This is a genomic window from Cellulosimicrobium sp. G4 BAM 1002 (assembly GCF_057126935.1).
This window is the reverse complement of sequence record NZ_CP182109.1, coordinates 1,610,542-1,630,513: the sequence shown is the minus strand read 5'-3', so window position 1 is coordinate 1,630,513 and position 19,972 is coordinate 1,610,542. Positions and strand designations below refer to the sequence as shown.

The 19,972-nt window shown below is 71.3% G+C and carries 18 protein-coding genes; 5 read left to right on the top strand and 13 right to left on the bottom strand.

Translation table 11 applies throughout. The features are described 5' to 3' along the window. Positions 1 to 49: 49 nt before the first annotated feature. Positions 50 to 1,879, bottom strand: coding sequence for an ABC transporter ATP-binding protein (locus tag ACMXGY_RS07320; protein WP_483776194.1), 1,830 nt, complete (start codon positions 1,877 to 1,879; stop codon positions 50 to 52). A 71-nt stretch (positions 1,880 to 1,950) separates the two neighbouring features. On the opposite strand from ACMXGY_RS07320, the gene ACMXGY_RS07315 reads away from it, so the two are divergent. Then, positions 1,951 to 2,529, top strand: coding sequence for a PH domain-containing protein (locus ACMXGY_RS07315; RefSeq protein WP_483776193.1), 579 nt, complete (start codon positions 1,951 to 1,953; stop codon positions 2,527 to 2,529). 71 nt (positions 2,530 to 2,600) lie between these two features. Here the strand turns inward: ACMXGY_RS07315 and ACMXGY_RS07310 are convergent, their stop codons facing one another. The 6 genes from ACMXGY_RS07310 to ACMXGY_RS07285 all read right to left on the bottom strand — a co-directional run bounded on the left by ACMXGY_RS07310 (position 2,601) and on the right by ACMXGY_RS07285 (position 9,604). Continuing rightward, the gene (locus ACMXGY_RS07310) at positions 2,601 to 3,647 is read right to left on the bottom strand and encodes an ABC transporter permease (RefSeq protein ID WP_483776192.1); all 1,047 of its coding nucleotides are present in this window, start codon (positions 3,645 to 3,647) and stop codon (positions 2,601 to 2,603) included. Then, the gene (locus ACMXGY_RS07305) at positions 3,644 to 5,173 is read right to left on the bottom strand and encodes an ABC transporter permease (protein ID WP_483776191.1); all 1,530 of its coding nucleotides are present in this window, start codon (positions 5,171 to 5,173) and stop codon (positions 3,644 to 3,646) included. Before ACMXGY_RS07305 ends, ACMXGY_RS07310 begins: the two co-directional genes overlap by 4 nt. 245 nt (positions 5,174 to 5,418) lie before the next feature. After that, positions 5,419 to 7,275 (bottom strand): ABC transporter family substrate-binding protein, encoded by a 1,857-nt coding sequence (locus tag ACMXGY_RS07300; protein ID WP_483776190.1) that lies wholly within the window; start codon positions 7,273 to 7,275, stop codon positions 5,419 to 5,421. Between the two features lie 336 nt (positions 7,276 to 7,611). Beyond that, positions 7,612 to 8,187, bottom strand: a complete 576-nt coding sequence (locus ACMXGY_RS07295; RefSeq protein WP_483776189.1) for a hypothetical protein — start codon at positions 8,185 to 8,187, stop codon at positions 7,612 to 7,614. A 59-nt stretch (positions 8,188 to 8,246) separates the two neighbouring features. Next, positions 8,247 to 8,501: a hypothetical protein gene (locus ACMXGY_RS07290; RefSeq protein ID WP_483776188.1), complete on the bottom strand. Its 255-nt coding sequence runs from the start codon at positions 8,499 to 8,501 to the stop codon at positions 8,247 to 8,249. Between the two features lie 23 nt (positions 8,502 to 8,524). Continuing rightward, a complete protein-coding gene (locus ACMXGY_RS07285) occupies positions 8,525 to 9,604 on the bottom strand; it encodes a DUF4241 domain-containing protein (protein ID WP_483776187.1) in 1,080 nt (359 codons plus the stop codon). Positions 9,605 to 9,719: 115 nt separating this feature from the next. Between ACMXGY_RS07285 and ACMXGY_RS07280 the strand changes: the two genes are divergently transcribed. Next, complete coding sequence (locus tag ACMXGY_RS07280; protein WP_483776186.1) at positions 9,720 to 10,061, top strand: hypothetical protein; 342 nt, start codon at positions 9,720 to 9,722, stop codon at positions 10,059 to 10,061. A 32-nt stretch (positions 10,062 to 10,093) separates the two neighbouring features. Here ACMXGY_RS07280 and ACMXGY_RS07275 read toward each other — a convergent pair whose 3' ends face one another. Both ACMXGY_RS07275 and ACMXGY_RS07270 read right to left on the bottom strand, forming a co-directional pair. Continuing rightward, positions 10,094 to 10,387, bottom strand: coding sequence for a hypothetical protein (locus tag ACMXGY_RS07275; RefSeq protein WP_483776185.1), 294 nt, complete (start codon positions 10,385 to 10,387; stop codon positions 10,094 to 10,096). A 102-nt stretch (positions 10,388 to 10,489) separates the two neighbouring features. Further along, entirely contained in the window at positions 10,490 to 10,939 is a 450-nt protein-coding gene (locus ACMXGY_RS07270; RefSeq protein ID WP_483776184.1) for a winged helix-turn-helix transcriptional regulator, read from the bottom strand. Between the two features lie 96 nt (positions 10,940 to 11,035). Here ACMXGY_RS07270 and ACMXGY_RS07265 point away from each other — a divergent pair, with 96 nt between their 5' ends. After that, entirely contained in the window at positions 11,036 to 11,905 is an 870-nt protein-coding gene (locus ACMXGY_RS07265) for an aldo/keto reductase family oxidoreductase (RefSeq protein WP_483776812.1), read from the top strand. 143 nt (positions 11,906 to 12,048) lie between these two features. Here the strand turns inward: ACMXGY_RS07265 and ychF are convergent, their stop codons facing one another. From ychF to ACMXGY_RS07250, 3 genes are read right to left on the bottom strand one after another with little or no spacing between them, the layout of a single operon-like run. Next, entirely contained in the window at positions 12,049 to 13,134 is a 1,086-nt protein-coding gene (gene ychF / locus ACMXGY_RS07260) for a redox-regulated ATPase YchF (protein ID WP_483776183.1), read from the bottom strand. Between the two features lie 19 nt (positions 13,135 to 13,153). Then, positions 13,154 to 14,716: a hypothetical protein gene (locus ACMXGY_RS07255; RefSeq protein ID WP_483776182.1), complete on the bottom strand. Its 1,563-nt coding sequence runs from the start codon at positions 14,714 to 14,716 to the stop codon at positions 13,154 to 13,156. 17 nt (positions 14,717 to 14,733) lie between these two features. Next, positions 14,734 to 15,573: an ABC transporter ATP-binding protein gene (locus ACMXGY_RS07250; protein WP_483776181.1), complete on the bottom strand. Its 840-nt coding sequence runs from the start codon at positions 15,571 to 15,573 to the stop codon at positions 14,734 to 14,736. Between the two features lie 126 nt (positions 15,574 to 15,699). Between ACMXGY_RS07250 and ACMXGY_RS07245 the strand changes: the two genes are divergently transcribed. Continuing rightward, on the top strand, positions 15,700 to 17,208 hold the full coding sequence (locus ACMXGY_RS07245) for a DNA recombination protein RmuC (RefSeq protein ID WP_483776180.1): 1,509 nt from the start codon (positions 15,700 to 15,702) through the stop codon (positions 17,206 to 17,208). Positions 17,209 to 17,270: 62 nt separating this feature from the next. On the opposite strand, the gene ACMXGY_RS07240 is transcribed toward ACMXGY_RS07245, so the two are convergent. After that, entirely contained in the window at positions 17,271 to 18,290 is a 1,020-nt protein-coding gene (locus tag ACMXGY_RS07240; RefSeq protein ID WP_483776811.1) for a 4-hydroxy-3-methylbut-2-enyl diphosphate reductase, read from the bottom strand. 286 nt (positions 18,291 to 18,576) lie between these two features. On the opposite strand from ACMXGY_RS07240, the gene xseA reads away from it, so the two are divergent. Further along, the gene (gene xseA, locus ACMXGY_RS07235) at positions 18,577 to 19,929 is read left to right on the top strand and encodes an exodeoxyribonuclease VII large subunit (protein ID WP_483776179.1); all 1,353 of its coding nucleotides are present in this window, start codon (positions 18,577 to 18,579) and stop codon (positions 19,927 to 19,929) included. The last annotated feature ends 43 nt before the right edge of the window (positions 19,930 to 19,972 follow it).

Sequence of the window (19,972 nt, the reverse complement as noted above, 5' to 3'; positions counted from 1 at the left end):
AGTGTGTGACGGTGGTCGCCCCGGGCGGCCTCTGCGGTGCGTCCGGTCGTCAGAACCCGGCGCCGGCGGTCGGCGGGGTCGCCCGCTCGTGGTCCATGTCGTCCCGCGCCGCAGCGAGCGCGCGCTCCTCGTCGGCCAGCGCCGTGGCGCCGTCGTTCGCGATGTCGCGGGCGGCTGCCTCGAGCAGGGCGTCGCGGGCGGCACGACGTTGACGCTGCGCCTCCGGGTCCGGCACGGGGACCGCGGCGAGCAGTCGCTGGGTGTAGGCGTGCTGCGGCGCGTGGACGACCTGCGACGTCTCCCCCACCTCGACGAGCTTGCCCTTGTGCATGACCGCGATCCGGTCCGAGAGCATCTCGACGACCGCGAGGTCGTGCGAGATGAAGAGGCACGCGAACCCGTGCTCGCGCTGCAGGTCCGTGAAGAGGTCGAGGACCGTCGCCTGGACCGACACGTCGAGCGCGGACGTCGGCTCGTCGGCGACGAGCAGCTTGGGCTCGAGCGAGAGCGCGCGGGCGATGCCGACGCGCTGGCGCTGGCCCCCCGACAGCTCGTGCGGGTAGCGGTTGCGCATGGCCCGAGGGAGCTGGACCTGGTCCAGCAGGCGCTCGACCTCGCGGCTGAGCTCCTTGCCCTTGGTGCCCTTGTGCAGCATGAGCGGCTCGCCGATCGACTCGCCGATCGGCAGTCGCGGGTTGAGCGAGGAGCCCGGGTCCTGGAAGACGATGCCCACCTCGGTGCGCAGCGGCTTGAGGTCCTTGGGCTTGGCCCCCACCATGTCGGTGCCCACGATGCGCAGCGCGCCGCCCGTGACCGGCAGCAGCCCGACCGCGGCGCGGCCGATCGTCGTCTTGCCCGAGCCCGACTCGCCCACCAGGCCGACGACCTCACCCTGGTGGATCCGCAGGGACACGTCGTCGACCGCGCGGAACGCAGCCTGACGGCGACGTCCGGGGTATTCGATGACGATGTTCTCCGCGTCGAGGACGACCTTGCGGTCGTCGGCCCTGGACTGCGGCGGGCGGTCCGTGACCGTGGTCGTGTGCCCCTTCGAGCCCAGGTGCGGGACGGCGTCGAGCAGGCGGATCGTGTACGGGTGCTGCGGGCGGGCGAAGATGTCCGCCGACGTCCCGCGCTCGACGACCTGGCCGTCCTTCATGACCATGATCGAGTCGGCCATGTCGGCCACCACGCCCATGTCGTGCGTGATGAGGATGATCGCGGCGTCGACGCGGTAGCGCAGGTCGCGCAGGAGCTTGAGGATCTCCGCCTGAACGGTGACGTCGAGCGCCGTCGTGGGCTCGTCCGCGACGAGCAGCTTCGGGTCGCACGCGAGGGCCTGCGCGATCATGGCGCGCTGGCGCTGACCGCCCGAGAGCTGGTGCGGGTAGGCGTCGAAGCGGCGCTCGGGCTCGGGGATCTCGACGAGGCGCAGGAGCTCGATCGCGCGCTTCTTCGCATCGGCCGGGCCGACGTTGAAGTGCGTCCGGATCGTCTCGACGATCTGGAACCCGACGGTGTAGACGGGGTTGAGCGCCGTCATCGGCTCCTGGAAGATCATGGAGATCTCCCGGCCGCGCACGTGGCGCAGCGCGCCGTGCGACGCCCCGATGAGCTCGCGGTCCCCCAGCTTCGCCGAGCCGCGCGCGCGACCGTTCGGCGGGAGGAGGCCCAGCAGGGCGAGGGACGACTGGGACTTGCCGGAACCCGACTCGCCGACGATCGCCAGGACCTCACCGGAGTGCAGGTCGTAGCTCATGTCCGAGGCAGCGGGGTACCAGGACCCGTCGACGTAGAAGTCCACGCCGAGGTCGCGCACGGTCAGCACAGGGCTGCCCTGGCGCGCGGCCGGGGCCGCGGGAGACGTCTCGTTGGCCACGCTGATCAGTGTCCTTCCTGCTGGAGCGAGCGCGGGCGCTCGTGGCGCCGCGACTCTGCGAGCATGGGCGCATGGGTCCCACGCTGGTGTTCCGTTCGACGTTCGGCCGAGTGCTCACGGTGGCGACGGGCGTCGTCGCCGTCGCGCTGGTGGTGACCACGGCACTGACGGGGGACCTCGGCGCCGTGGCGGGAGCGGCGGCCCCCGGAGCGCTCGTGGCGTACCTCGTCTGGATGTTGTTCTGGCGACCCGCCGTCGAGGTGTCCGACGGCGGGATCGAGGTGCGCAACGTCGCCCGCACGGTCCACGTGCCGTGGACCGCGTACGAGGGCGTCGAGACCCGCTACTCCCTCGAGGTGCGGTACGCGGGCGGTCACGTGACCGCGTGGGCCGCGCCCCGCTCGAGCGCGTCGGCCCGGTGGCTGCGCACGTCCCGACGTCGGCCCGCCGACCCGACCAGGGTCGTGGCCGGGGCGAACGCCGAGTCCGTGGCCGACGCCGTCGTGGACCGCCGCGCCGGGCTGGCCGCCGCGGGGCACCTCGACCGTGAGCTCCCCGGCGCGCCGGGAGCCCGCACGACGTGGCACGTCGTGGAGCTCGGCGTGCTCGCCGCGCTGGTCGCTGCGACCGTCGCCGCGCTCACGGCCTGACGACCGCGCCGGGGCGCCGCCCCGTCCGAGGGGTCCCGGACCCCCCGGACGGGCGACGTCGTGCGTGGTCATCAGCGTGTCCCGGGCCCGTCGGCCGAGCCAGGAGCGTCCGCCACGACCGTGGCGGTCGGGCGGGCGACGCGCTTCGCCCGAGCCATCTTGCGCTCCGAGGGGATGCGCTTCTGCCGCGGGTCGAACGCGTCACGCAGGCCGTCGCCGATGAAGTTGACGCACAGCGCGATCGCGACGATGAACAGGCCCGGCCACCAGAACAGCCACGGACGCGTCGCGAACGCCTCCTGGTAGTCGCTGATGAGCTTGCCGAGCGAGGTCGCCGGGGCCTGGATCCCCACGCCCAGGTAGCTCAGCGCCGTCTCGAGCAGGATCGCGGCGCTCATGAGCAGCGTCACGTTGACGATGATCACGCCGACGGCGTTCGGCAGCATGTGCTTGAAGATGATCCGCCCGCTGCTCGCCCCGGCCACCCGTGCGGCGTCGACGAACTCGCGCTCGCGCAGGCTGAGGAACTCACCGCGGACGAGGCGGGCGAGCGGCGGCCACAGGACGAGCCCGAGGAACCCGCCCAGGATCAGGGCGTTGCTCCCGCCCGACAGCAGCGCGAGCACCGCGCCGATGACGATGACGGGCATGGTGATCACCAGGTCGGTGAACCGCATGAGCCACGAGTCGGTCGCGCCGCGGAAGTAGCCCGAGAGCGAGCCGACGAGGACGCCCATGAGCGTCGAGATGACGCCCACGGCCAGCACGACCAGGAGCGACGTCTGCGTGCCCTGCATGACGCGCGCGAACACGTCACGACCCGCCTCGTCCTGCCCGAAGATGTGCTCCGACGAGGGACGCCCGCCGTTGACCAGCGGGTAGGTCGAGCCCTGGCCGGACGCCTTGTACTCGTACCACCCGTGCCATCCGCCGATGCCGATGGACGTGATCGCGAGCAGGATGATGCCGATGAGGACGATCAGCGCGACGACGGCGCCCTTGTGGTGGAAGAACCGTCGCCGGACGATCTGGCCCTGCGACAGGCCCTCGACCTCGAGCAGCTCGATCTGGTTCTCGAGCGCGCCGCCCTGCGGCGCGTCGTTCGTTGTGTTGCTCATGCGTTCACCCGGATCCGCGGGTCGAGGGCTGCGTAGATGAGGTCAGCCACGATGTTGGCGATGATGGCGAGGGCCGCGACGATGACGAGGTAGGCCATGACGGGGTCGATCTCGCCGCCCTTGAGCGATCGCAGGAAGAGCAGGCCCATGCCGGGTCGACCGAAGACCTGCTCGGTGATGATCGCGCCGCCCAGGAGCGTGATGACGTCGATGGGGACGATCGTCGCGAGCGGGATGAGAGTGTTGCGGAACCCGTGCCGCATGACGACGGTGCGCTCCGGCAGTCCCTTCGCCCGCGCGGTGCGGATGTAGTCCTGGCTCATCACCTCGAGCATGCTCGAGCGCGAGTAGCGCGTGTACCCGGCGAACTGGATGAGCACGAGCGCGAGCGTCGGCAGCAGGAGGTGGGTGTACTGGTCGAGCGTCTGCACCCAGAAGTTGCCGCCGAGGTTCGGCGTGCTGTTGCCGATCGTCGGGATAGGTCGCCCGTTGATGGCGGGCGCATCGAAGTACGCCGGCCACACCGACATCACCTTGTCCACGAAGATCATCGAGCCCACGAGGAACGCGGTGATCGCGGCTGCACGTGCGGAGACGCCCCTGTCGGGCCCGCCCCACGCGTACCCGATCCCGATGCCGACGGCGACGGTGACGACGGCGAGCCCGAGGACGAGCCACCAGTTGTCGACCTGCTTGAGGACCGACTGGATCGGGAAGTAGACGACGACACCGACGACCACCGTGGTCAGCGACGCGTAGAGCGCCCGGCGGTTCTTCAGACCGGACACGAGCGCGGTGATCGCGAACGCGAGCGCGCCACCGGTGACGACGATGATGACGGGGCCGAGGTTCGGCTCTTCCCACCAGCCGGAGAGCTGGAGGTACAGCAGCGCGAGGGCGCTCGCGGCGAACCCCATGCCGAAGACGGTGATGCGGCGACGGGCGGAGCCGCCGAACGCGAGGGACCACATGATTCCCATCACGACGCCGACCACCGCGATCGCGAGGATCGAGAGGTTCGGGTCCCGCAGGAAGTCGTTGAAGCCGATCGCGCCCCACTGCTTGAGCAGGACCGCGACCCAGAAGGCGGGGAGCGAGTAGAGCACGAACGAGACGAAGATCGTCAGGTAGTCGAAGGTGCTGTACTGGCGCAGAGCGCTGACGATGCCGACCATGACGCCGAAGATCACCGCGAGCACCGTTGCTGCGGCGACGAGCTGGATGGTCGAGATGATCGCGCCCTGGAGCAGGGTCGTCACCTGCTGGCCACTGCGCCAGGCGACACCCAGGTCGCCCTGCACGAAGTCGCCGAGCCACTTGAAGTAGCGGACCACGACGGGGGTGTTGAGGTCGAGATCGAGGGTGCGCTGGTCGATGAGCTGTTGCTTGTTGCTCGCCGTGCTGCCCTCGAGATCCATGAAGATGTACGGCCGGATCGCGGCGCTGACGAGCAGGTACATCGCGAACGTGGACACGAGGAGGGTCGCCAACCCTGCGAGCACACGTCGCGAGATGAAGGAGAACATCGGAGGTCTTACCTCGCTGGTCGTTAGGGACCCCGGTCTGGGGCCGATCGATTCTACGCGCGGGTCTCGCGTGCTCGTGAATCGACGGTCTCGGGACCTGTCGGTGGGGAGACGTCAGGGGCTGTCAGCATGCGAGGACCGGGGGCCCCGGGCGGACGAGCCGCCAGGGACCCCCGGTCTCACACGTCCGACGCGGTCCGACACCGTCCGAGGACGACGCGGGGCGCATCAGACCGTCAGGGCACTCAGCCCTCGAACGTCCAGTTCCAGAACCCGTGGAAGATCGTCGGGCTGATCGTGATCGACTCGACGCCCTTCAGGTTCTCGTTCCAGCCCTGGATGGCCGGGAACTGGAAGATCGTCACGCCGAAGCCGTCAGCCCACAGGTTCTTCTCGACCTCGAGCTGGTGCTGGAACTGCTCCTCCGGGTCGGTGGCGACCTGGAGCTTGTCGAGCGCGGCGTCCACGGCGGGGTTGTTGTAGATGCCGTAGTTGTTCACGCCACGGTTCGGCGCGTAGCGGAAGTTCGCGTCCGACTCGGTGACGGCCGTCGAGGTGGACTGCCAGCCGAAGAGCGACGCGTCGTACTCGGTCTGACCGGTCGCGAGGAGGGTGCCCCACTCGGCGGCCGGGCGGCCCGTGTCGACGATCGTGAAGCCCGCCTGGGAGGCCGTGTCGGTGATGAGCGCGAGCTCGTTCACGCGGCGCGTGTTCTCGTTGTTGTACGCGAAACGCACGTTGATCGGCGTCGCGACGCCCGCGTCGGCGAGGAGCTGCTGCGCCTTCGCGATGTCACCCTCGGCCGGGTAGAAGTCCGACCCGTTCTCCGCGACCATCTCGTCGTAGTTCGGCGAGCCCGGGATGAGGATGTTCGAGTTGCGCACCTCGGCGTCCGGGTTGAGCGGCTTGATGAGGTTGTCGACGATCGTCTGGCGCGGGATCGTCAGGAGGAACGCCTGGCGGACGGCCTTGGCCTTCTCCGCGTCGCCACCGTAGGTCGCGGGGTCGAACGGGCCGCCGTTCTCGAAGACGAGGTCGACGTGCTCGTACGTGCCCTCGATGCCCGAGTGGGTCTCGACACCGTCGAGCGCCTCGAGCGCGGTGCGGACGTCAGCGGAGGCCTGCGGGCCGATGAGGTCCACCTCGCCGTTCTGCAGCGCCTGGACCTGGGCCATCGGGTCCTCGATGTAGCGCACCGTGATGGTGTCCACCGAGCCCTTGTTGGTGCCCTTGTAGTCCGGGTTCGCCTTGAGGGTCAGGTACTGGTTCTCCTCGTACTCCTCGAGGGTGTAGGCACCGTTCGAGACGTAGAGGGCCGGGTCCTCGGGCAGCGTGGTGAACTCGAAGCCCGAGTTCCAGAACTGCGAGATCTTCGACAGCGCCGCGGAGTCGTTGTTGAGGATCGCGTCGCGGACGGCCGCCTTGGCCTCCTCCGGGTCCTCGATGCCGAGCGCGTTCTGGCCGACGACGTGCGCCGGGACGAACTCGTTCGTCCAGCTGAGCTCCCAGTCACCGAACGGCTTGTCGTAGACGACCGTGATGGACTTGTTGTCCTCGGAGATCTCGGGGTTCTGCGAGATGAGCGCGATGCCGGGGTCCGACCCGTCGAAGTAGACGCCCGCGTCCAGCTCCGCCTGGTTCGTGACCTCGCCGGTCTCCTCGTCGATGACAGCCTCGACGTTGTTGAACTTGCCGGACTGACCGGCCCAGTCCAGCAGGATCTCCGTCGCGTCGACGGGCGTGCCGTCGGACCACTTGGTGTCCTCGCCGAAGGTGTACTTGACCGTCAGAGGGTCGTCCGACAGCTTCTCGTACGTGCCGAACGACTCGTCCTTGACGATGTTCAGGTCGGCGTCGTAGTAGTTGAAGCCCGAGTTGAGCATGTAGTTGATGATCGCGTTCTGGGTCGCGTTGCCGTTCGACGAGCTCAGGTTGAGCTCGTTGAGCGGGGCCTCCCACGCGACGGTGACCGCGGACTCGGTGTTGATACCGGAGTCGTCCGTCTCGGTCTCGCCTTCACCCGACGTGCCGCTGCACGCGGAGAACAGCAGTGCCCCCGTGACCGTCACGGCGAGGGCGGCACTGGTGCGCCTGATCTTCAATGTTCCTCCTCCAAGGGATGGTGAGCACGTCCGAGAGGGCGTCGTTAGCCCCCCGGCCGCCCCGCCGCCCGCGCGCTCGGACAGTGTCGGCGCGCGTGGACGGGCAAGCCCACCACGGTTTGAGGCCACGCTACAGACCAAGTTGCGAAGGATCTCCCCCTTGCCCGGTTGCGACGGGCGATCGTTACCGAGTTGATACTGGCCGGTACGGCTCTGTTTCCGGGCCGCATCCCGCCGGAAACTGCCCTGAAACGTCCGCGCCCGGGACCGCCCGTGACGGTGCGCCGCCAGCCGCGTCTCACGATGCGACGCGCTTGCGATGCTGTGACCTGCGTCTCAGTGGTCGACGCCGGGCTGCGCGGCCGGCCACGACCAGACCACGTCGGCCTCGTGCAGCCGCCGCAGGGTCCGCCGATAGCGCGACCCGTCGCGCTTCTTCCCCGCGTTGATCGGTTCCCGGGCCCAGTCGAGCGGGATCGCGTGCAGGGCGAGGGTCTCCAGCTCTCGAAGCTCGTCGAACGAGCGCACGAAGACGACGGCGAAGTCCTTGACCCTCCACCATCGCGGCCCTCGACCGTGGGCTCCTGCCGCGGTGAGCCTGCGGCCGTACTCGTCGTCGGGGCCGAACGACCCGAGGCGGTAGTCGTGGCCGCCGTACCAGTACCCCCAGTGCTGCCAGAGCGCACCCTCGAGCTCCGACAGGAGCGTCTCTTCGTCGGAGTCGCGCCCGTCGGTGACGACAGCCATCGCGAGCGGGAAGATCGCGAAGGCGCCCCGGTCGACCACCGTCAGCCCGAGCCCGGCCCACTGCGGCGTCTTCCGGGAGAGCTGCCGCTCGAGGGCCTCCTCGAGCACGCTCATGATCGACAGGCACCGCGATCTCTCTCGCTGCAGAGTGTCCCAGTCGCTCATGCCTGCCCACCGTCCTCGGCCGCCGGCTCGGCGGGCCTCGCCATGTCTCGCACGCCGGCTCAGACGTCGAGCTGCGTCCGGACGGCCTGCCACTGCTCCCAGCAACGCTCCGGGTCGAGGTCGGCATACCCACGCTGCTCCGCCATCGCCTCGGCCGTTGACCTTCGCAGCCGGACGCACGTCGCGCCGTCACGCACCCCGACGACCTCCTCCTCGGTGAGAGGAACACCCTTCGACCGTTCGGCGGCCAGCAGGAGCGCGAGCAGCGGGGGCGTGAACTCCAGCGCCAGGTCGTCGTCGCCGGTCGTGACCATGGTGACGATCATAGGTACCGGCACTACAGGTGTGAGAGGACGCCGTCGTCGTCCGGCGCCACGAGCACCATGAAGTCGACGACGAGCTGGGCGACGTCGCCGTTCGCGTCCTCGCCCCAGTACACGGGGTAGCTGCCGTCGCCGTACCCGGAGTCCGCCGCCAGGCCCACCTCGGCGCCGCCGAGAGGGAAGCCGAGCGTCGCGGGTCGTTCGACCGCGGCGAGACGGTCGAACGCCGCGGCCTTCTCGCGCCGCGTCATCGACGCGTAGGCGACATAGTCAGCGATGACGACGCACCCCGCGTCGACGCCGACCACGTGACCGCTGCCGGGGATGGACGCCGGGTGCCAGGCGACCGGCGCCTGGTCGCTGAAGCGCACGCGCACGGCGGCGTTGCGCCCGAATGCGGTGACCCGGTCGACCGGGTAGGCGCCCGGCGCGACCGTGCGGGAGAGCGGCCGGGCATCGTCGTTGCCGTAGCCGAAGTCCAGGACCGTCAGCACCCCGGTGCCCGTGACGAGGGTTCCGATCCCGGAGACCTCCGCGTGCGCAGTCTCGCCGTCGCGCGCGCGAGTGACCTCGCGGTCCGTGAAGTTGCGGACCTCGTCCAGCCGCGCCTGCGCCTCGGGCATCTCGGTGAACGGTGCGTCGCCAGCGCACTGCCGCACACGCTCGTCGATGCTCGCGCGATCCACGAACGGCTGCGTGGGGTCGCCGGAATGGTCGGTGATCGCCGAGATCCGCCAGTCCGCACCGTGCTTGCGCACCGTGTACTCGTGGAACCTCGCGAGCGGGGACGTGCTCCGGGTCAGCACGTAGGCGACGTCGTCGTGCACCTCCGACCGGAGGAACCGCTCCGCGTCGGGCCCGTGCTCGGCCGGCCGGCCGAAGGACTGCCCGAGGTTGATGGAGGACGAGTCGGTGAAGTGGTTCCGCGCAGTCTGGGCCATGAGGCCGCCCCAGAGCTCGAACCGGCCCCGCGGATCGGCAGGATCACGATTCTCGAAGGCGGGAGCCGCGATCCGCCACTGCGCGTCGAACTCGGCCATGAACGCCTGCACGCGCTCCTCGGCGGGGTGGCGCGACTCGCTGCCGATCGTCATGGCGCGAGGCTACCCGCACGAGTCGTCCGGCGGCCCCGGGTTTCGCGATCCGTACGAGACCCGTGGCGTCGCCGACGTACTCCGCAAGTGCTGGCATGCCGTTCCCGACGACCACGTGACCACGGAGCTGCGCACTCTGCTGGCGGGCGTGTCGGCCGACACGCGCGCCCCCGAGCACACCGCGGCGCTCGCGCTGGCGCAGGCTCGGGTCGGTGGGGACCTCGAGGAGACCGACGATGCGGGGACGACGCGACTACTGGCACCGTCGCACGGTGTCGAGCTGCGCGTGGACCGTGGGCGGCTCTCGTCGGTCACGTTCGCACTGGCCGCCAACCCGGACTTCGACGCGTTCACCGATCCCGCCCGGCTGCTGACCGGGCTCGATACGTCGCTGAGCGCATCCGGAAGCTCCTGGCCACCGCCGACGACGGAGCGGTCCCCTTCGAGATCGTCGTGAGGACGCCGGCCAGCAGCTAGGTCGCTCTGCGATCACCCTGATGCGAGGCGGCGCCGGCGCGTGTCACGTTCGAGGAGGCGAAGAAGGGTCTCGCGCGACGCGTTCGGGTGCTGCGCCACCACGACCCTCACGCCCCAGAAGCTGTCCTGCGCGAAGCGGTCGTGAACCTCAGCGCCGGCGTGCCGGTTCATCGCCGCCCTGCTGCGGATCCCCTGGTTCCGGTCGACGAGCAGCGGCTCGAAGTCCTCGTCGGTGCGCGCCGCGCGAGCGAGCGCGTCCCGCCTCAGGTCGTCCGCCTTCTCCTCGGGCGTCTTTCGCTTGCCCACGTCCGCTCCTCCGTCTCGAGTCGACGACCGTCGGCGTGCTCGGCATCCAGCGACGTCGCCTTGTCCGACGGCAGCTTCTCATCGGCCCTCGCGCCAGACCGCCTACGCGTCGCCGTCGTACGTGTCGCGGTGCGCCTGCACCTCGTCCATGTGCTCCTGCGCCCAGGAACGGACCAGTCGCATGGTCCGATGGAGCGAGTGGCCAAGTTCCGTGAGCGCGTAGTGGACGGTGACGGGAACCGTGGGCGTGACCTTCCGGGTGACGAGGCCGTCGCGTTCCAGGCCACGCAGCGTCTGGGTGAGCATCTTCTGGCTCACACCAGCGATGATGCGCGCGAGCTCCGAGTATCGAAGCGGAGCGGGCGTCGGGTCGCTGCTGTCACCGCCGAGCGCACACAGGACCAGGACGACCCACTTGTCGGAGACCCGATCGAGCAGGCCCCGGCTGGGGCAGCCTTCGAGGAACGCGTTGTAGGCCGTCCTGGCCTCGTCGCGTCTCTCGGCGGCACTGGCTGTCGCCACGTTGATCTCCTGTCCCAGTGCGAAACGCACCTTCAGGTGCGTACTTCCCCAAAGTAGTGCTGCTCTCCGAGGCTGGTGCACGCGGCGGCGTCTTCGCCACCGCCTCCTCCACGAGAAAGGCGATCGATGACCACCACCACCACGCTCCCCGGCGGAACCTGGACGCTCGGCGACCGCACCGTGACCCGCTTCGGCTACGGAACGATGCAGCTGGCCGGACCGTGGGTCATGGGCCCGCCCGCCAACCACGACGGAGCCGTCGAGGTCCTTCGTGAAGCCGTCGAGCAGGGCATCACGCACATCGACACCAGCGACGCCTACGGACCCCGGGTCACCAACCGGCTCATCCGCGAAGCACTGCACCCCTACCCCGGGTCCGTCCTCATCGCGACGAAGGTCGGAGCGACCCGCGACGCCGAGGGCGGCTGGCCCACCGCCCGGGACCCGGAGTCGCTGCGCCGGCAGGTGGGCGAGAACCTCGAGTCCCTCCAGGTGGACTCCCTCGACCTGGTGAACATGCGGATGGGCGACGCGTCTGGGCCACAGCCAGGCTCGATCGCCGAGGCGTTCGAGACTCTCGCCGAGCTCCAGCAGCAGGGCCTGATCAGGCACCTCGGCGTCAGCAACGTGACCGCCGACCAGGTTGCCGATGCACGGAGGATCGCGCCGGTGGTCTGCGTGCAGAACATGTACAACCTTGCCCATCGCGACGACGACGACCTCGTCGACCAGCTCGCCGCGGACGGCATCGCCTACGTCCCGTTCTTCCCGCTCGGCGGCTTCACGCCGCTGCAGGCGAACGCTCTGTCGTCTGTGGCAGCACGACTGGAAGCGACGCCGATGTCCGTGGCGCTCGCATGGCTGCTGCAGCGGTCGGAGAACATCCTGCTGATCCCGGGAACGTCCCGGGTGACGCATCTCAGGGAGAACATCGCGGGAGCCGCGCTGCGCCTGTCAGCGGAGGACGTCGCAGAGCTGGACGGCATCACCGCGTGACGACGTCCGACCCGATCGATCTGGTGGCATGCTCCACGCCCGCCTCGTCCGAAGCTGGACACTGACGCGAGATTCCGGCGCATGCCCGCACGAGGGCAGTCCGATGCGCCCGATATCGCTCAGCCCGCCGAAGGTGGCGAGCGTCACACGTTGAAGCGGAACTCGACCACATCGCCGTCGACCATGACGTAGTCCTTGCCCTCGATCCGGGCCTTGCCGGCGGCGCGGGCCGCGGCGACGGACCCGGTCGCGACGAGGTCTTCGAACGACACGATCTCGGCCTTGATGAAGCCTCGCTCGAAGTCCGTGTGGATGACCCCGGCCGCCTGCGGCGCGGTCCAGCCCTGGTGGATGGTCCACGCGCGGGCCTCCTTCGGCCCGGCCGTGAGGTAGGTCTGCAGACCGAGCGTGTCGAAACCGACCCGGGCGAGCTGGTCGAGCCCCGCCTCCGTCTGGCCGGACTCCGCGAGCATCTCCTTCGCCTCGTCGGGCTCGAGCTCGACGAGCTCCGACTCGAACTTGGCGTCGAGGAAGATCGCCTGCGCGGGCGCGACGAGCGCACGCAGGCGCTCCTGCATCGCGTCGTCGGCGAGGCCGTCGTCGTCCGTGTTGAAGACGTAGATGAAGGGCTTGGCGGTGAGGAGCTGGAGGCTCGCGACGTCGGCGAGGTCGAGCCCGGCACCGGCCGCGCCCTGGAAGAGCGTCGTCCCCGACTCCAGCAGCGACTGCGCCGTCTTCGCGGCCTCGAGCAGCGCGGCGTCGCCCTTCTTGATCTTGACCTCCTTCTCGAGGCGCGGCAGCGTCTTCTCGAGCGTCTGGAGGTCGGCAAGGATCAGCTCGGTGCTGATGGTCTCGATGTCGCCCTCGGCGTCCGTCGAGCCCTCGACGCGGACGACGTCGGGGTCCGAGAACGCGCGCGTGACCTGGCAGATCGCGTCGGCCTCGCGGATGTTCGCGAGGAACTTGTTGCCGAGGCCCTCCCCCTCGCTCGCACCCTTCACGATGCCGGCGATGTCGACGAACGACACCGTCGCGGGCAGGACGCGCTGGCTGCCGAAGATCTCCGCCAGCTTGTCGAGCCGCGGGTCCGGGAGCGAGACGACGCCGACGTTCGGGTCGATCGTCGCGAACGGGTAGTTCGCCGCAAGGACCTGGTTGCGCGTCAGGGCGTTGAAGAGGGTGGACTTGCCGACGTTGGGCAGGCCGACGATGCCGATAGTGAGAGCCACGTCGGCCGAGTCTACGGCGTCACGCGTACGACAGGACCTGCTGCAGCAGCTCCGGGGTGCGGCGGTCGTAGATCCGCGCACCCCAGCGCACGCCGATCAGCAGCGCCACCGCGCCGACCACCGGGCCGACGACCAGCGTCACCCATCCCAGCACCCCGTTCGCCGCGGCGTCCGGCCAGACGATCGCCAGCACGCCCGGGACCAGGAACGGCAGCGACGCCGCCAGGACGACGGCCATCGCGACGGTCTGGGCGACCAGCGTCGCCATCGCCGCGCCCTGGGGCTGCTTGAAAGGGCTGTCCCCCGGCTTCGGCACGGGGTACAGGAGCCGCGCGGACGTCGCGCTCGACACCCCGGTCGAGACGAGGAGCGTGCCCGCCGTCAGCCCGAGGAGGGCCGGCAGGGCGTCCCAGCGCCCGACGACGGCCACCGAGACGGTCGCGAAGGCGAACGACACCACGCCACCGGCTACCAGCACGGGGATCGCCCGGCCCCAGCGGTCCGCACGGCCCGGCACGCCGGTCGACACGTGGAGCGCGAACGCGGTGTGGTCGTACGCCACGTCCGCGGAGATCGAGAACCCGAGGATCCACGCGGTGAGCGGGGCGAGGACCAGGAAGATGTCCGAGCCCGAGCCGCCGCCCGCGACGAGGAGCACGACGGGGATGAGCGGCACGACGGCGATCGACCCGGAGTACCGCGGGTCGCGCAACCAGTACGTCGCGGTCCGCGCCGCGACCGCCCCGGTCGGGGTCGCCGGGAACCGCGAGAACAGTCCGAGCCCCTTGGCGCGGCCCCCGGCACCCGACGTCGGCGGGTTCACCAGGGCGCGGGCGAGCGACCGGTCCCACACGACCCAGACGACGGCGAGGGAGACCAGCGCGACGACGAGACGCGCGAGCGCGAGGCCCCACGCGCCGTCGTGCACGGCCAGACCGAGACCCCACGGGGCGCCGAACGGCGTCCACGCGACGACGTCGGCCAGCCGGGCGAGCAGGCCCTGCACCGCCGCGCCGTCGACGGGGCCCCCGTCGAGCTGCGACGCGGCCCAGCCGAAGGCCGGCCCGACGAGCATGAGCGGGACGAACGCGGCGATCGTCACGACCTCGCGGTAGCGCCGGGACTCGAGGAGCGGCGCGAGCGCCGTGGTGGTGGCACGCGAGCCGACGACGCACAGCGCGACCGCGAGCACCGCGCCGACGAGCGCGGCGAGCACCGCGAGCGGGGTGCGCCACCAGGCGAAGGAGACGCCGAGCGCGGTGAGCGCCGTGGCGATGCCGGGGATCGATACCACGCCCGCGACGGCGAGCCCGGCGAGCAGCCGGCGCTGCGGGATGCCGAACAGCACGAAGCGCTGGGGGTCGAGCGTCGCGTCGACGCCGAACGCGAAGAGCGGGATCACCCACCACCCGAGGACCGCCAACGCGCCGCCGAGGACCATGAGCGAGCCCGCGAGACCCGGGTCGTCGGTGCCGAGCAGGACCATCCCCACGACGAGCATCCCGACCACGAACAGGCCGTACAGGGAGCCGAGGACGAAGCCGATCGTCTGCCACATGCTCCGCCGGAACGCGTTGCCCATGAGGGTCAGCTTGAGCCTTACGAACTGCGCAACCACGCGAGGCCCTCCGTGCTCTGACGGCCGCCGACGAGGTCGACGAAACGGTCCTCGAGGCTCTGGTCGCCGCGCACCTCGTCGACCGTCCCCGCGGCGAGGACGTGGCCGCCAGCGACGACGGCGACGTGGTCGCACATGCGCTGGACGAGGTCCATGACGTGCGAGGACACGACGACCGTGCCGCCGCTCGCGACGTACCCGGAGAGGATGTCGCGGATGTTGGCGGCGGAGACCGGGTCGACGGCCTCGAACGGCTCGTCGAGCACGAGCGTGCGCGGCGCGTGGATGAGGGCGGTCGCGAGCGCGATCTTCTTCGTCATGCCGGCGGAGTAGTCGACGACGAACGTGTTCGCGTCGTTCGCCAGGTCGAGGGCCGCGAGCAGCTCGGTCGTGCGCTCGGCGACGGTGTCCCGGTCCATGCCGCGCAGCAGGCCCGCGTAGGTGATGAGCTGGGCACCGGTGAGGCGGTCGAAGAGGCGCACGCCGTCGGGCAGGACGCCCAGCTGACGCTTGCCCGCGGCCGGGTCGGCCCACAGGTCCGTCCCGTGCACGTGCGCGGTGCCCGCGTCGGGCCGAAGCAGGCCCGTGCCCATGGACAGCGTGGTCGTCTTGCCGGCGCCGTTCGGACCGACGAGCCCGTAGAACGAGCCCGCAGGCACGTCGAGGTCGATGCCGGCGACGGCGATCTTCTCGCCGAAGCGCTTCCACAGACCGCGCAGCGAGAGCGCGGCCGTCGGGTCCGGAGCCGGATGGCGGGGTGTCGGGGGCGCCTGCGGCGCCGTCCCGGGCGCCACGGGCGGCTCGTACGTGGGTTCGACCATGGGAGCAAACGTAGTCGAGGTCTTCGCCGTCACGGGGTGCGTTTTGTCATGGGCTGTCAGGGGCTGTCCTCGGCGGACCCGCCGTGTCTGCGCGGTCCTGTCGGTACCCCGTGGGAAGGTGCGGGCATGGACGTTTCGGGAGGGTTGCTCTTCGCCGTCGGCCTCGTGCTGGGGCTCGTCGGGGGTGTCGTGCTCGTGCTCGCGGTGCGCCGCGCGTCGCCCGACGCCGCGACCGCCGAGGTGGACCGTCTCACCGCGCTCCTCGGTCAGACGCAGCAGGAGGCTGCGCGGGCAGCGGGCCTCGCGGAGCGGCTCGACGCCGAGCGCGCCGGGTTCGTCCGCGAGCTCGACGCGGCGCAGCGCAGCGCCGACGAGCGGCTCGACCTCGCGCGCGCGTCGTACGAGCAGCAGCTCGCCGAGCTCCGGGAGTCGTCCGCGCGCCGGGTCGCCGAGATCCAGGGCGACCACCGCCAGCTCGAGGCGCAGTTCGAAGCGCTCTCGAGCAAGGTGCTCGCCGCGGGCACGGAGCAGTTCCTCGTCCAGGCGGAGGAGCGGCTGCGGCGCAGCCAGGAGGTCGGTGCCGCCGAGCTCGCGAAGCGCGAGGAGGCGGTGCGCCACCTCGTGGAGCCGCTCGCCGGCGCGCTCGACAAGGTCCGCGCCGAGGTCGCGGAGGCCGAGCGGGCACGCCTCGCGGCGCACGGGAGCCTCGCCGAGCAGGTGCGCGGCGTGCGCGACGCGTCGAACCTGCTGCGCGCCGAGACGTCCCAGCTCGTCACGGCCCTGCGCTCGTCGCAGGTGCGGGGCGCGTGGGGCGAGCTCCAGCTGCGGCGCGTCGTCGAGGCGTCGGGCATGCTCCCCCACGTCGACTTCGTCGAGCAGGACCAGGTGGCCACCGACGACGGCGCGCTGCGGCCCGACATGGTCGTCAAGCTCGCCGGTGGCAAGCAGGTGGTCGTCGACGCCAAGGTCGCGTTCCTCGGGTACCTCGACGCGCAGGGCGCGACGGACCCGGCCGTGCGCGCCGACCGGCTCGCGGCACACGCCCGGCACATGCGCAAGCACGTGGACGACCTGGGCGCGAAGCGCTACTGGGACCAGTTCGCGCCGGCGCCCGAGTTCGTCGTGATGTTCGTCCCCGCCGAGTCGTTCCTGTCGGCCGCGGTCGAGCAGGACCCGTCGCTGCTCGAGCACGCGGTCGCGCGGAACGTCGTCATCGCGACGCCCATGACGATGGTTGCCATGCTCCGCACGATCGCGTACGCGTGGCGCCAGGACGCGCTCGCGACGAACGCGCAGCAGGTGCTCTCGCTCGGCAAGGAGCTCCACGGGCGCCTCGCCGTCATGGGCACGCACCTCGCGAAGCTCGGCCGTCAGCTCCAGAGCGCGTCGGACGCGTACAACCGCACGGTCGGCTCGCTCGAGACGCGCGTGCTCGTGAGCGCACGGCGGTTCGCGGACCTGCACGTCGTCGACGAGGACCTCGCGACGCCCGCGACGGTGAACCCGCAGCTCAGCGCGATCAGCGCCCCCGAGCTCCTCGCCTCGGTCAGCGAGGCGTTCGTCGCGATCGACGAGCGTCCCTCGGACCGCGACCGGGCCGCGGCCGAGCGCGGTGCGGACGAGGCGAGCGCCTGACCGGAGCCCCGGCGGCCCGTGCGACGGGCCGCGCGGTGCTCAGACGGGCTTGAGCCCGGCGCTCAGACGGGCTGGACCGAGAGCGACGTGCGGCCGCCGCGGGTGGGACGACCGCCGTCCGACCCGGACGTCTTGAGGTCCGAGCGGAGCTCGCGCGGCAGGGAGAACATGAGGTCCTCCGTCGCGGTGCGGACCTCGTCCACGTCCCCGAACCCGCGCTCCGCGAGATACGCGAGGACGTCGTCGACGAGGATCTCCGGGACGGACGCACCGGACGTCACGCCGACCGTCGTCGCGCCGTCGAGCCACGCGGGGTCGATCTCCTTGGCGTGGTCGACGCGGTACGACGCGCCGGCGCCCGCCTGGAGGGCGACCTCGACGAGGCGCACCGAGTTCGACGAGTTCGCCGAGCCGACGACGATGACGACGTCGCACTCCGGCGCGAGCTTCTTCACCGCGACCTGGCGGTTCTGCGTCGCGTAGCAGATGTCGTCGCTCGGCGGGTCCTGCAGCGTCGGGAACTTCTCGCGCAGCCGACGCACGGTCTCCATCGTCTCGTCGACCGACAGGGTGGTCTGCGAGATCCACACGACCTTGTCGGGGTCGCGGACCACGACGCCGTCCACGTGGTCCGGGGAGTCGACGACCTGGACGTGGTCGGGAGCCTCGCCCGCCGTGCCCTCGACCTCCTCGTGGCCCGTGTGGCCGATGAGCAGGATGTCGTAGTCGTCCTTCGCGAAGCGCACGGCCTCCTTGTGCACCTTGGTCACGAGCGGGCACGTCGCGTCGATCGTGTCGAGGTTGCGCGCGGCGGCGGCCGCCTTGACCGCGGGCGAGACGCCGTGCGCGGAGAACACGACGCGCGCGCCCTCGGGCACCTCGTCCGTCTCGTCCACGAACACCGCGCCGCGGTCGCTCAGCGTCTCGACGACGTACTTGTTGTGCACGATCTCCTTGCGCACGTAGACCGGGGCGCCGTAGTGCTCGAGCGCCTTCTCGACGGCGACCACGGCACGGTCCACGCCCGCGCAGTAGCCTCGCGGCGCCGCGAGGAGGACGCGCTTGCGGGGCGCGTCGGCCACGGTCGCGACGGAGCGGTCGGCGGACGGGCGCTCGGACGGGGCTGCGGGGAGGGCACTCACGCCTGCCAGTCTAGGTGAGCACCCGCCGTCGGACGGCGGCGAGGCCGGGTGACGAGGCACTCACGAGCCGCGCCCCGACATCTCCTCACCCGGTCCCCGCGCGGGCTCCACGGTCTGCCCACACGGGGGCTCCTCCGACGCGCCGGGCCTCGCAGCGCGGGGCGCGATCCCGTCGGCAGGGTCCGCCCGCGCCGTGCCCGTGGGTGGCATGGGGCAGGCTGGTCCCGTGACCGCCTCGCTCCCCCTGCCCGACGACGCACCGCCCTCCGGCGCGCCGCGAGTCGATGCAGGTGCCGGTCAGGTCTCGCGTGGGCCGCTGCCCGCCCGGGCCCTCGAGACGAGCGCCGAGCACCCGTGGCCCGTGCGGCTCCTGTCGCGCAAGATCGAGCAGTACGTGGACCGGATGGCCCCCGTCTGGGTCGAGGGGCAGGTCGTGCAGCTCAACCGCCGCCCCGGGACGTCGACGGCGTTCCTCACGCTGCGCGACACCGACCTGGACATGTCGCTGCCCGTGTCGGCCGCCGTGCGCGTGCTCGACGGCGCGCCCGTCGAGGAGGGCGCGCACGTCGTGGTGCACGCCAAGCCGGTGTTCTGGACGCGCCGCGGGACGCTCCAGCTCCAGGCGCGCGAGATCCGCCCCGTGGGCGTGGGCGAGCTGCTCGCGCGGATCGAGCACCTCAAGCGGGTGCTGGCCGCCGAGGGGCTGTTCGACGCGGACCGCAAGCGACCGCTGCCGTTCCTGCCCGAGGTCGTGGGGCTCGTGTGCGGGCGGGAGTCGAAGGCCGAGCACGACGTCGTCGTCAACGCCCGTGCGCGCTGGCCGCAGGTCCGGTTCGAGATCCGTGAGGTCGCGGTGCAGGGTGCGCACGCCGTCCAGCAGGTGGGCGACGCGATCCGCGAGCTCGACGCGCACCCCGACGTCGAGGTGATCGTCGTCGCGCGCGGTGGCGGCGCGGTCGAGGACCTGCTGCCGTTCTCGAACGAGACGCTCGTGCGCGCGGCCGCCGCCTGCCGCACGCCCCTCGTCAGCGCGATCGGCCACGAGACGGACTGCCCGCTGCTCGACCTCGTGGCTGACTACCGTGCCTCGACACCGACCGCCGCGGCTAAGCGCGTCGTGCCCGACGTGTCCGAGGAGCGCGCCCGGGTGGGCCAGTCACGCCAGCGCCTGCGCGCGGCGGTCGCCGCCCGCGTGGCCAGGGAGCAGGCGGGGCTCGACGGGATCCGCTCACGACCCGTGCTCGCGTCGCCCGGGGTCATGCTCACGGACCGCGAGGAGCGCGTCGCCGGGCTGCGCGACCGCGCGCGACGCGCCCTGGACACGCGGCTCGTGCGGGCGTCCGGCGAGGTCGGCCGGCTCGAGGCCCAGGTGCGTGCGCTGTCGCCGGCGTCGACGCTCGAGCGCGGCTACGCCGTCGTGCAGCGCGGGGACGGGCACGTGGTGCGTTCGCCCGACGAGGTCGCGGCGGGCGACCCGGTACGCCTGCGGCTCGCGCACGGGGAGCTCGACGCGACCGTGGACGCCGCACGTGGGCCCGACGCTGCCACCTCGCCGAGCACGACGGCGGACGCACCATGACCACGACGCCGCACCATCCGCCAGACGCCCGGCGTCCGCGTGC